Source organism: Flavobacterium saccharophilum, assembly GCF_900142735.1.
Taxonomy (GTDB): Bacteria; Bacteroidota; Bacteroidia; order Flavobacteriales; family Flavobacteriaceae; genus Flavobacterium; species Flavobacterium saccharophilum.
The window spans coordinates 164,154-176,382 of the sequence record NZ_FRBY01000007.1 but is presented as its reverse complement, the minus strand read 5'-3'; the positions used below and the strand labels follow the sequence as shown (position 1 = coordinate 176,382).

Below are 12,229 nucleotides of genomic sequence, written 5' to 3'. Positions count from 1 at the left end.
TATGGTTTTTAAATGTATCATTCTTGATGATGAACCGCCTGCAACACGCATTTTGGAAAATTATATCGGGAAAGTAAATTTCTTAGAAAAATCAGCTGTTTTTAATGATTCCTTAAAAGCATTGGAATTTTTAAACACACAAGCTGTTGATGTTATTTTTTTAGATATCCAGATGCCGCAATTAACAGGTTTGCAGATTTCCAGAATTATTTCAAAAGATATAAAAGTCATTTTTACAACAGCATATCCTGATTTTGCATTGGAAGGATTTGAGTTAAATGCAGTTGATTATTTATTAAAACCAATTTCGTTTGAACGCTTTTATCAGGCAGTTTCTAAATTAAATACAGAACAAAAAATAGAGGTTTCATCCAATAGTAATTCATCTGATTTTATATTCGTTAAAACAGATGGTAAAAATAAGTTCCAGAAGTTGTTTTTAGATGAAATTCTATATGTCGAAAGCCTTCAGAATTACGTTTGTATTCATACGAAACAACAACAGATCGTTACACATTCATCCTTAAAAAATGTTATTGAATCACTGCCTTCAACGGATTTTATTCAGATACATAAATCGTATGTTATTTCTCTGAAACATATTGAATCAACAGATAATTTTTCGGTTTTTATTAATGCGAAAGAATTACCAATTGGGGCCACTTTTAAAGATGCTTTCTTTGAGAGAATTGATCAAAATAAAATATAAAAAAAAACTATTTAACCGCAAAGAGCGCAAAGATTTTAATTTGTAAGGTTCAATATAAACGCAAAAGTTCGCAAAGCTTTATCAATATAGCTTTGCGAACTTTACGTAAACCTTAGCGCCCTTTGCGGTTAATTATTTTTTATTCTTTCCGTTTTTATATACAACCTTTTCTACAACCTGTATTTTAGGAGTAGCCGGTTTTTTCTTGAAAGGTTTTTTAGCAGCCGGACCCGTTTTAGAAGGAGCTTTGTCGCCTCTCCCTTTTTCAGCATCTTTTGGACTTGCTTTAAATTCAGGTCTTTCTTTAGTACTGTCTTTCTTTGGAATTTCTGCTTTATGTTTCGCTAAAACATCATTCGGGTTTTTAGGATTTTCTTTGGTCCCTCTTAAATGAATTACCAATCCATTTAGGAAGTTACGCAAAACCTGATCACCACATTCCATATAATTTTCATGATCTTCGGCTCTGAAAAAAGCTCCTAATTCTGATTTTGAAATTCTAAAATCTACTAATTCTAAAATTTCAACTATTTGATCATCACGGAGCATCAAAGCCACGCGCAGTTTTTTTAGGATATCGTTGTTCGTCATCGTTTAATTTTTTACAAAGGTACGTTTTAAAAGCAATTAGAGTATGGAATTGCTACAAAGTTTTTAGCCACGAATTTCATGAATTTCCACCAATTACGTTGCGAATAAAGTTGAAGCTAATTTGTGAAAATTTGTGAAATTTGTGGTAAACTTTTTTATCTATTTTGGTTTAAAATGTTGATCAATTTATCTAAATCTTCTTGGATATGATTGGCTGTGACGACAATTCTATTTAGATTATCTGCGTTTTGTTTGTACTTAAAACTGGCAATTATAATCTTATTTTCTTTTAATATTTCAATAATATTTTTGTCTTTTAGATAAATTAAAGGATACCTTTTGTCAAATTTGATAGAATCGTTTTTGACAAGTTTTTGGTCGATATAAGCAAGATTGTCAACTAATTTCTGATGTTGTTTTGGATATATTTCGGAAGCATCTGCCAAAGTCTGTACGAACGCAGGATTCATTCCGGCAGCAGAACCAAAGATTTCTGATTTCTTAATTTCTTCAATAAATGAAGCATCACTTACAATTACTCCGCCCGTTAAACCAAAAGCTTTTCCCAGTGAAGAAACCATAATTTTTCTCTTTATCGGAAGATTGATTGCAGAATAAATTCCGCAGCCATTTTCGCCTAAAATTCCGAGAGAATGAGATTCATCAATAAGTAATGTAATTTCTTTGTGTTTGGGAATTTCTCGTAAAACGGATAAGTCAATAGTATTGGTTTCAAAAGAAGGAACTCCATCAGTCAGGAGCGTAATTTTTTCTTCTTTGTCATCTAATAATCTGGAATTGATTTTTCCATCAATAAAAACAGGTAAACTATTATCTGTTTGAATCGCCGTGTGAATATCGTCAAAATGACAAAAAGTATCGATTTGTTTTTTCAATTCATCGATTACTAATTTCCCAGCCAGCATTCCGGAAGAAACCGTAACTACAGCTTCTGCTTTAATGTAATTGGCTAAAAAAGTTTCTCCGTTTTCGTAAGCCGTAACTTTTATATTTGCATTTCTGGAACTTCCGTACGTCGTTCCCCATTTTAGAATATTTTTTATAACCAATTCCTGAAAAGCTTTATTTGTGGACAAACCCAAATAAGCTGTTCCGCCAAAATACAAATATTGCTCTTGGTCTATTTCTATGAGTCGATCTGGAAATTGATTGACATTCATTTTGATTAAAGTAAAGTTACACCAGTTCCGTTAAGCTCAGAATAGGAGACAACACCATTTTTTATAGTTACACCAGTCGCAATATCTTCGGCTAAAAGCAAAGCGCCGTCCATGTCAACATAATCCAGCTGAGGTAATAAATGCGCAATGGCAGAAATCCCTACAGTCGATTCCGTCATACAGCCTACCATTGTTTTTAATCCCAGTTTTTTGGCTTCTTCGATCATACGTTTTCCTGGAGTTAATCCGCCACATTTTACCAATTTTACATTTACACCATGAAAGTGATTGTGACATCTGGAAACATCTTCTTCAATAATACAGCTTTCATCTGCAATTACAGGTAAAACGGAATGTTTGAAAACTTCTTTGTGTGCTTCCCAATTGTCTGCTTTCATGGGCTGTTCCAGAAATTCAACGCCTAATTTTTTTAATTCAACGGCGTTGTTAATGGTTTCTTCAACCCCCCAGCCACAATTGGCGTCAATTCTAAAAATAGCATCAGTATGTTTACGAAGTTCTTTTACAATCGCGATATCTTCTTTTGTTCCCAGCTTAATTTTATAAATCGGCCATGGGAGTTCCTTCATTTTAGACACCATTTTTTCTATGGAAGCAATCCCAATAGTATAGTCAGTTAGCGGATTTCTTTCCGTAGTATAATTCCATAATTCGTATAGTTTTTTGCCTTTTTTACGTGCATACAAATCGTTATAGGCCAAATCCAGAGCACACAAAGCAAACATATCGTGTTTTAAAAACGGATATATTTTTCCCCAAAAGACCTCTGGAGTTTCATTTTCAGAAGCTTCAATGGTACTTCTAAATCTTTCCAAATCCTCTATCATCATCGGAACAGTAGTTTTGTAATACGGATTTGAAGTAGCTTCACCAAAACCGGATAAGCCGTCACTTTGTAATTCTACAATAAGGGAAGGCTGAAAATCAATTGATTCTCTTGATATGGTAAAAGTATGTTTGAGTTTTAAATTATACTCTCTTAAGATTAGTTTCATGATTGAATGATGTTTTAATTTTATTCTAATAGCCAAGCCAAAGAACAGCGTTTACAAAATTATCGCGCCAGAGCTTTTCATTATGTTCGCCGCTTTTTACAATCTTCGATTTCGTCAGATGCAGGCAATAACATCGATTACGGTCTAAAAGCGTTTCCATTTTCTTCATTTCTGCTACCATATCGTCACTTTCTTTGTCTCCACATAAAAAGTAGATTCTGGTTTTATTTTTTGGAGCTTGTTCTGTTAGGGTATAAATGTCTTTTGAAAACCAAAAGGAAGGCGAAAAAACACCTGCATTTCCAAAAACTTCCGGGTATTTTAAGATTGCATAGTAAGAAACCAAACCTCCAAGTGAACTTCCCATAATAGTAGTGTTTTTGGCTTTGGTTTTGGTTCGGTAATTTTTGTCGATATAGGATTTTAGTGTTTTTACAATAAAATCAAGATAATTGTCTGCATTTCCACCACCGTATTTTTCGTTTTTAAAAGGCGTCAATTCATCAATTCGTTTGTCATTTCCGTGTTCAATTCCTACGACAATAACAGGAGCTTTAAGGCTGTCTAGTTTTTCATCAACATTCCATTCACCAACATAAGAGGTTTTGGCATCAAATAAATTTTGTGCATCGTGCATGTAAATGACGCTGTATTTTTTCTTGGTTGAATCCGAATAACCTTCAGGTAAATAGATCCAGATTTTCTTGGTGGTTTTGAGTTGAGGAGCTTCGATCGTAAAAGTCGATACATTTTTTGAAGCAGTACTCTGTGCATTTCCTATGGAGATCATCCACAGAAAAATAAAAAAGAATAATCCTCTAATCATTAGTATTTTTGTGTTTAAATTTGACAGCAATATTTTAGCTAAAAATAATAAATTGATGAATACAGAAGCAGAAAAGAGAAGTTTACTTTTAGAAATGATAACTTTTTCTACCGTTGATGGAAAATTGCACAAAAGGGAGTATGATTTTTTGTGGCTTGTTGCCCAGGAATTAAATATTGATTTTGATGTTTTTAATGATTTGTTTCATCAGGAACATACAAAACAAATTATAAAATCAGAGTTTCAGCGCATTCAGCAGTTTTACAGACTGGCTTTAATTATGCATTGCGATGGAATTTTGCATGAAAAAGAAGCAAAAGGAATACAACAAATTGCCATTGAAATGGGTTTGAATCCCGGAGCAGTAAAAAGGGTTTTAGATTTGATGAAAAAAGCCCCAAATGCTATGATCGACCCTAAACTTTTGCTGAGAGTTTTTCAGGAACAACATAATTAAGATAATTGTTCCTGTAGTTTTTTAATATCATCACGTAATTTTGCAGCTTGTAAAAAGTCCAATTCTTTGGCTGCTTTTTCCATTGATTTTCGTTTCTCACGAATCATTTTTTCCAATTCTCCTTTAGATAAATAAGCCGTTTCTGGTTCTGCAGCAATTGACAAAGTATGTCCTAATTCATATTCGACCAACGGATTTTTGGTAAACGCACTGTCGATTTTCTTGTTTAAAGCTTGAGGAGTAATATTATTTTCAACGTTGAAATTAATTTGTTTCGTTCTGCGATAATTGGTTTCATCAATCGTTTTCTGCATGCTGCCTGTCATTTTATCAGCATATAAAATTGCTTTTCCGTTAAGATTTCTTGCGGCACGACCAATAGTTTGGGTCAATGATTTGTGATTACGTAAAAAACCTTCTTTATCAGCATCTAAAATAGCCACAAGCGAAACTTCCGGTAAATCCAAACCTTCACGAAGTAAATTAACACCAATTAAAACATCAAAAATACCTTTACGCAAATCCTGCATAATTTCGATACGTTCTAAAGTATCAACTTCAGAGTGAATGTAGCGACAACGAATATTAACTTTAGTTAAATATTTAGCTAATTCTTCGGCCATTCTTTTGGTTAAAGTGGTTACTAAAACTCTTTCGTCTAATTCACAACGAACCTGAATTTCTTCTATTAAATCATCAATCTGATTTAAACTCGGTCTTACTTCTATAACAGGATCTAATAATCCTGTCGGGCGAATGATTTGTTCCACATAAATTCCGTCTGATTTTTGCAATTCATAATCGGCTGGAGTTGCAGAAACATAAATAACCTGATTTTGCAAGGCCTCGAATTCTTCAAACTTCAAAGGTCGGTTGTCCATTGCAGCCGGTAAGCGGAAACCATATTCAACCAGATTTTCTTTACGGCTGCGGTCACCACCGTACATGGCGTGAACCTGTGAAACGGTTACGTGGCTTTCGTCTACAACCATCAAAAAATCGTCTGGAAAATAATCTAATAAACAGAAAGGTCTTGTGCCGGCTTGTCGTCCGTCAAGGTAACGCGAATAATTTTCAATTCCGGAGCAGTAACCTAATTCGCGAATCATTTCTAAATCGAAATTAGTACGCTCTTCCAAACGTTTTGCTTCCAGATGTTTTCCTATTTCTTTAAAATAATCAACTTGTTTGACTAAATCTTGTTGGATTTCCCAAATAGCGCCTTGCAGTACTTCCGGAGAAGTCACAAACATGTTGGCAGGATAAATGGTCAGTCTTTTGAATTTTTCAATGACTTGCGAAGTCTTGGCATCAAAAGATTCTATTTCTTCAATTTCATCTCCAAAAAAGTGAATCCTAAAAGCATCATCGGCATAACTTGGATAGACTTCAACGGTATCGCCTTTAATCCTGAATGTTCCGGGATTAAAATCGGCTTCCGTTCTGGCGTATAAACTTTGTACTAAGCTGTGTAATAACTTAGTTCGTGAAATGACCTGGTCTCTATGTATTTCAATTACATTTTTCTTAAACTCAACTGGATTTCCAATACCATACAGACAAGAAACCGAAGCCACAACCAAAATGTCGCGTCGCCCTGAAAGTAGGGAAGAAGTGGTGCTCAAACGCATTTTTTCAAGCTCTTCGTTGATAGATAAATCTTTTTCGATGAAAACACCCGTTACAGGCATAAAAGCTTCAGGCTGATAGTAATCATAGTAAGAAACAAAATACTCAACCGCATTATTTGGAAAAAACTGTTTGAATTCAGAGTACAATTGTGCAGCTAAAGTTTTATTATGGGCTAAGACCAAAGTAGGTCTTTGAACTTCCTCAATAACATTAGCAACTGTAAATGTTTTTCCAGATCCTGTAACACCTAATAAAGTTTGATATTTTTCGCCATCCCGAACACCTTGTGCTAGTTTTTGAATTGCTTGTGGCTGATCGCCTTTCGGACTATATTCTGAGGATACCTGGAAATTCATTTTTGACTGATGAAAAGTTTAGTTTTGTAAAGATACAAAGTTTGAATTCGATTTAAAAGATTAAATACCTCGTTAAGAGTTATTAGAGTATTAAATTAATCTAAAAAATTAACCATTGCATCATTCACGATTTTAGACTGATCAATACTTAAAAAATGACCCGCATCGGTTATTTTTTGAGTTTTATTTTTGATTAAATATTTCTGTGCTCTTTCTAAGCTTTCATCAGAATTGATGACGTCGTGATCTCCAATTAAAACTAAAACCGGATTTTTGATAGATTGTAGTTCATCATCTGAAAAGGGCATCATTTTCAGCATGCTTGAATTTGATTTTGCATATTTGTTGGCCAGATAAAATTGTCTTTTATAAATGGGGCTAATTTTTTCGGGATGCGTTGAAAATGTTGTTAGGGTTTTGGTGAATTTCTTTTCACTAGGGAAGAGTTTCAGCATTAAAGCATTACTTGTTTTTCCAACCTTATCAATAAATTTAAAGGTTTGCGCCGGACTTAATAACACTATTTTATCAATATTATTTTCCTTTTGGATAGCTAATAAAGTTGCAATCCAACCCCCTCGGGAAGCCCCAACAATATCAAATTTCTTTAATTTATAATGTTGGAAGATTTCATTGTACCATATTACCATTTCCTCACGAGAAAGTGGTTTTGCTGTTAAATTTGATTTTCCGGGTTCCATCAAAAAGTCTATCGCGTAAATACGATGATTTTTAGCTAAGGCTTTAATATTCGGATACCACATCGTAGAACTGGCGTCCATTCCATGAAGTAAAACAAGATCTTTTCCGTTTTTCGGACCTGCCATAATGATGTGTGCAGTTCCTAAACTGGTTTTAATATTTTCTTCTTTATACGGGATTTCCCAAAGTTTTAAAGCTTTATCATATGAAGTTAGATAAGCTTGTTTTTCGGTTTTTGTTTCAAAAACGTAATCTTCAAATTTTGCTTTTTTAGAAGAAGCACAACTTACAAGTAATAATAATAGGGCGATTCTCAAGCATATTTTTGGTGTATTCATAAAATTCAATTTACCTTAAAGGTACTGAGAATAATACAGATAAAGTATTAGAATTTTGTTTTAATATATCAGAATTACAATCTCTTAGGATGTAATGAAAGTTAAAAGAATAATTTTTTTTCAGTAAATTTATCTTTTGACAGATTCTTTAATTGATCGTAAGAACTTGATTCGTTGTCTTCGTGATTTCTCCAAATAAAATTTGCATACCAGTCTGCAAACCAGATCATTTTGTTATTAGTGCTTTCTAAAAAGTGGCAAGAAATTTCTATGTCGAGGCCGTTCCCCCAGATTTCGGTTTTTATGTAATCAGGAAAACTTTCCCCGTGGCTTACTTTGATAGTTCTTTTGTCCAGTATTATTTTGGCACTCTTAAATTGAATAATTTCGGGTTTTAATAATAACCCCAAAACATAATTATAGAATATATTTTTATCCTTTCTCAATGAATCAAAAACTTTTGATTTATTTACAGTAATAGAAATGATTTTGAATGAATCACATTTGTTAATTATTTTATTTGCAAGTTGGGAAGTTATGAAAGAAGAATGTTCTGGTAAAAAATTAGCACCTTTCTTTTCAATATTTGGAGTTAGATTATATTTTTTATAGATATCAGCTATGAAGCGAGAAATAAATTTTTCTTCATCTTTTGAAATAACAACACCTGTAATTGTGATAAATTTACTTGAACCTCCATGTCTATTGGGTTTATCCAACTTCCATCCTAAATCACCACTTTCGTCTATGTATATATTCATGGGCATAAAAAAAAGGGCTATAAAAGCCCTTTGGTATTTTTAAAAATAGACCCTGAGAACGATGTATTAAAAATACATTTATGGTAGATGTCTCACCGCCACGTTGAATCAGGAATTACCTATTTATTTAATGCAAATATATAATAAAAATGATGAATAATAAATTTTTGTAAGAATTGTTTTATTTTTATATGGAACTATAATCTCTTAGGATCTTTAACTGTTAAATGATAAAGCTGCACAACAGCCAAAATAGCATTTGGAATAATAACGGGTAAAAGCCATTGACTGACATCGCTATAATCTTTTAAAAAGATGCCATAAATAACAAAACAAATACATCCAAAGAGATTAATAAATCGGATTGTTCTAAGGTCTTTCAGTAAAAAACCTCCCACAATAAAAACGGAAGCCAGGTAACCAATATAATCTGCCATGTTTTTGATATTAAATGATTTACAATCAAATCTACCAAAAGCAAATAATAATATCAAGTTTTATTGCTGAAAATCAGCGTTTTGAATTTTCCAGGATTTTTGCTGTGCTTCACTTAAAAAAGTCCACGCTACAATTCGGCTTGTTTTTTGGCCCTGAGCCATATCGATAGTTTTGATGGATGCTGCATTTACTTTATTTAAAGTTTTGTAAATACTTGAAAGATTTTCTTTTTTAGAAACCAAAGTAGTAAACCATTGACATTGCATGGCATATTTGGCACTTTCATAAATCATTTGAGTTACAAAACCTATTTCACCACCGTTGCACCATAATTCGTCGCTTTGTCCTCCAAAATTTAAAACAGGATTAGTAATTTTCTTTTCCTTTGGATTTAAATTAGAAACTTTTCTAGATGTACTTTTATTCGCTTCTTCAGCTGATGCATGAAAAGGAGGATTGCACATTGTGAAAGTAAAACGATCCTCGGGAGTAATTATGTTTTTGAAAATAAAACGAGATTCTATTTGTAATTGTAAACTTATTGCATCAATTAGTTTTGGATTTCTTTCGATAATCTTACTGCAGTTTTCGATAGCTTTCTTATCGATATCAGTTCCAACAAAACTCCAGTCGTAAATTGCATTTCCTAAAATGGGATAAATACAGTTGGAACCTGTTCCAATATCTAAACCTAGCACATCTGCGCCCAAAGGAATTATTCCGTTATTGGTTTCTGCTAACAAATCGGCTAAATAGTGTATGTAGTCTGTTCTCCCGGGAATTGGAGGACAAAGATAATTTCTGGGAATATCCCAATTTTGAATATCATAATACGTTTGCAATAAAGCCTTATTCAAAACTTTTACAGAAACAGGATTACTGAAATCAACAGTTTCAATTCCATGAAGATTAATGGCAACATGCGCTTTTAATTCAGGACAATTTGAAATAAGAAGTTTGAAATCATAGCGTGAGCGATGAAGATTTCGAGGATGTAAATTGTTTTTTTCAGAATTGTCTGTTGCTTTCATTTTGTAAATTTGGTGCAAAGATAGTCATTCCTTTTTTAGAAAAGATTTTGTAAAACTTTCAATTAAATCAAATGCTCAAATCGGTTGTAGTAGGTTTGTGTGACTGCCTTTTCTTATTCGGTACATATTCTCCATAATCCAAATAGAAAAATTATGACAAAAAATCCCCTAACACGATTATCTGAACTTTTTTCACCCTCATTGAATTGGTCCTCATTAAATATTATGTAGGAGTTATCGTTTTTTAAATAATATATAGGAATAACTTCAGTTTCTTTATTTAAGTTATGCTTATTGCTTTTGTGAATTTTAATTTTAATTTTTCTGTTTGGTACCAGAGTCTCTGTTACTTCTGTCCATCTACCATAAGTGCCACCAACATAAATTCCAAAACGATTAGAATATTCTTTAACTGTAAAAGAAAGTTTGACTGGATTTCTTTGTCCACCGGTTTTCCATTCTTTATAAACGGTTACATCTAATTCAACTAACTCATTTTTGTTAATTTGAAATGTTGGATTTATGATATACAATAACCATCCAAAAAATACAAAAAAACAAATTAGTTTAAACCATTTCTCTTCGTGAAATTCTAATTTAATTTTTCTTTTATAACGCATTTTTTTTATTTCGGCTTTTTTCAAGGTAGCTCACAACGTTCTAATATTACAGCGGGTTTGGTACTAATTAAGCTCATTTTTCGAATTTGCAAAATCTCTTAAATACAAAACAAATCTTTTATTAAGACACTTGCCTAAATCCGTTGTAGTAGCTCTAGTACTTATTTACCTTTGCAAGTTGTCAGGTATTTTGTGTATTCCTTAATAAATCTATCACGCTGTTTTTTGTAGTCGTCAACATTTTCAAAATTTCTGTATTCTGGTTTGAGATTGTTGAAGTAGAAATAAACTGTAACACCATTTCCTGGGAACATAATAAAGGTTCCTAATGTACTTCCAGATTCAATACTTCCTCTGCTAAGTCCATAAATTTTGTAACCATTAAATTCAAGTTCTATTAGGTCTTTGCTTTCCATTCCACTTGAATTTGAATTTAAATATTTTAAGTTTTCAATTAGGTGTTTTTGGTCTTTTTCATATGCTTTACGCTCTGAAAGCTCTACTTTTAGATTTACGAATGGAACTTTTTTGTTATTATTATACAAAACTCTATAACCATCAATACAAGTGATTTCGACTTCGCCTTTATACGTGGTAACTTTTCTTCCTTTTCTATAAGCCTCAGGAAGTCTGTCTGGTGTTGCAGGTGTTAAATTGGTAGAAGATTTAAAAGAAATAAAACATTCTTCAATTTCATTTTTACTAGTGAAACTAAATATAAGTAAAGTGATTATTAAAATTGTTATTAATTTTGATTTCATAGTTGTTGTTCGTTTCTTTTGGTTGTATTGGTACTAACGGTGTTGGCTGTAGCTTTTTCGATTAGTTGATGTAAATTGGTATTAGGATAGTATAAAAGAACCTTCGACTTCCCGCTCAAAAGAACAATTTAATCAATACACTCCATCAACAACAAATCGCCATTGTTGTGCGTGATCGTTACAAGCCCGTCTTGTGCGACTGAATTACTACTTCCGGTTCTATAGCCCATTGTCAGCGTATCATTTTGAAGTGGATAATTTAAGTTGGTCGAATTAATTCCGTTTACAACGCCAATTGGAATCAACGAAATGGGGGTTTTTGCCGTGTACCATTTTTCGAATTTATTCGGCAATAAAAATATTTTGGAGTGATCGTCGAGAATTACAATTTTAAGCAAATTGCGATAACGAACGATATTAGTAAGATTGGTAATCGTATGATCGGCACGTCTTCCGGTGGCCCAAACTACATTGACGGCTGGAATTTTTCTCGCTATTAAATAATCGAAAGCTTTTTCAAGATCAGTTTTGTCCTGATCTGGGGCATGTACAATTTCGATTGGATATTGTGATGTTTTATAGATTTCGGGATCGAAACCACGATCAAAATCACCCAGAAGAACGTCGACTTTTATGTCTAATTCAATAACGCGTTCGATAGCCGAATCTAAAACAACAACAAGCGGTGACCATTCCAGTAATTGTCCTAATAGTTCAGGGTTGCAGGCGGCTCCATTGGCAATGATTAAAGCAGGTTCCTGATCGTCTCGAACTATATGATGTGATGACATGCTGAATTGTTTTTTTATT

The 12,229-nt window shown here is 33.0% G+C and carries 14 protein-coding genes; 2 read left to right on the top strand and 12 right to left on the bottom strand.

What is annotated here, in order from left to right; all coding sequences use genetic code 11:
• The first annotated feature begins 1 nt into the window (after nucleotide 1).
• A complete protein-coding gene (locus BUA98_RS21285) occupies nucleotides 2–709 on the top strand; it encodes a LytR/AlgR family response regulator transcription factor (protein WP_072975880.1) in 708 nt (235 codons plus the stop codon).
• A gap of 132 nt (nucleotides 710–841) precedes the next feature.
• Here the strand turns inward: BUA98_RS21285 and BUA98_RS21280 are convergent, their stop codons facing one another.
• The 4 genes from BUA98_RS21280 to BUA98_RS21265 form a co-directional block, all read right to left on the bottom strand.
• Nucleotides 842–1,300 carry a DUF1456 family protein gene (locus BUA98_RS21280; protein WP_072975878.1) on the bottom strand — a complete coding sequence of 153 codons (459 nt, stop codon included), beginning with the start codon at nucleotides 1,298–1,300 and terminating at the stop codon, nucleotides 842–844.
• 155 nt (nucleotides 1,301–1,455) lie between these two features.
• The gene (locus tag BUA98_RS21275) at nucleotides 1,456–2,481 is read right to left on the bottom strand and encodes an aminotransferase class I/II-fold pyridoxal phosphate-dependent enzyme (protein ID WP_072975875.1); all 1,026 of its coding nucleotides are present in this window, start codon (nucleotides 2,479–2,481) and stop codon (nucleotides 1,456–1,458) included.
• A 5-nt stretch (nucleotides 2,482–2,486) separates the two neighbouring features.
• Nucleotides 2,487–3,497, bottom strand: a complete 1,011-nt coding sequence (locus BUA98_RS21270; RefSeq protein WP_072976050.1) for a dipeptide epimerase — start codon at nucleotides 3,495–3,497, stop codon at nucleotides 2,487–2,489.
• Nucleotides 3,498–3,522: 25 nt separating this feature from the next.
• A complete protein-coding gene (locus BUA98_RS21265) occupies nucleotides 3,523–4,323 on the bottom strand; it encodes an alpha/beta hydrolase (protein WP_072975872.1) in 801 nt (266 codons plus the stop codon).
• Between the two features lie 55 nt (nucleotides 4,324–4,378).
• On the opposite strand from BUA98_RS21265, the gene BUA98_RS21260 reads away from it, so the two are divergent.
• Entirely contained in the window at nucleotides 4,379–4,780 is a 402-nt protein-coding gene (locus BUA98_RS21260; RefSeq protein ID WP_072976048.1) for an excinuclease ABC subunit B, read from the top strand.
• Here BUA98_RS21260 and uvrB read toward each other — a convergent pair.
• From uvrB to BUA98_RS21220, 8 genes are all read right to left on the bottom strand, one after another.
• Entirely contained in the window at nucleotides 4,777–6,768 is a 1,992-nt protein-coding gene (gene uvrB, locus BUA98_RS21255) for an excinuclease ABC subunit UvrB (RefSeq protein WP_072975864.1), read from the bottom strand. The genes BUA98_RS21260 and uvrB overlap by 4 nt on opposite strands.
• 95 nt (nucleotides 6,769–6,863) lie before the next feature.
• Nucleotides 6,864–7,808: an alpha/beta fold hydrolase gene (locus BUA98_RS21250; protein WP_072975862.1), complete on the bottom strand. Its 945-nt coding sequence runs from the start codon at nucleotides 7,806–7,808 to the stop codon at nucleotides 6,864–6,866.
• Between the two features lie 101 nt (nucleotides 7,809–7,909).
• Nucleotides 7,910–8,569 carry a DUF3800 domain-containing protein gene (locus tag BUA98_RS21245; RefSeq protein ID WP_159433481.1) on the bottom strand — a complete coding sequence of 220 codons (660 nt, stop codon included), beginning with the start codon at nucleotides 8,567–8,569 and terminating at the stop codon, nucleotides 7,910–7,912.
• Between the two features lie 197 nt (nucleotides 8,570–8,766).
• Nucleotides 8,767–9,006 carry a uroporphyrinogen decarboxylase gene (locus BUA98_RS21240; RefSeq protein ID WP_072975852.1) on the bottom strand — a complete coding sequence of 80 codons (240 nt, stop codon included), beginning with the start codon at nucleotides 9,004–9,006 and terminating at the stop codon, nucleotides 8,767–8,769.
• A gap of 60 nt (nucleotides 9,007–9,066) precedes the next feature.
• Nucleotides 9,067–10,038 (bottom strand): 23S rRNA (adenine(1618)-N(6))-methyltransferase RlmF, encoded by a 972-nt coding sequence (rlmF, locus tag BUA98_RS21235; RefSeq protein WP_072975850.1) that lies wholly within the window; start codon nucleotides 10,036–10,038, stop codon nucleotides 9,067–9,069.
• A 113-nt stretch (nucleotides 10,039–10,151) separates the two neighbouring features.
• A complete protein-coding gene (locus BUA98_RS21230; protein WP_072975848.1) occupies nucleotides 10,152–10,682 on the bottom strand; it encodes a hypothetical protein in 531 nt (176 codons plus the stop codon).
• A gap of 137 nt (nucleotides 10,683–10,819) precedes the next feature.
• Nucleotides 10,820–11,419, bottom strand: coding sequence for a hypothetical protein (locus tag BUA98_RS21225; protein WP_072975846.1), 600 nt, complete (start codon nucleotides 11,417–11,419; stop codon nucleotides 10,820–10,822).
• A 128-nt stretch (nucleotides 11,420–11,547) separates the two neighbouring features.
• Nucleotides 11,548–12,210 (bottom strand): thiamine diphosphokinase, encoded by a 663-nt coding sequence (locus tag BUA98_RS21220; RefSeq protein WP_072975844.1) that lies wholly within the window; start codon nucleotides 12,208–12,210, stop codon nucleotides 11,548–11,550.
• Nucleotides 12,211–12,229: the final 19 nt, after the last annotated feature.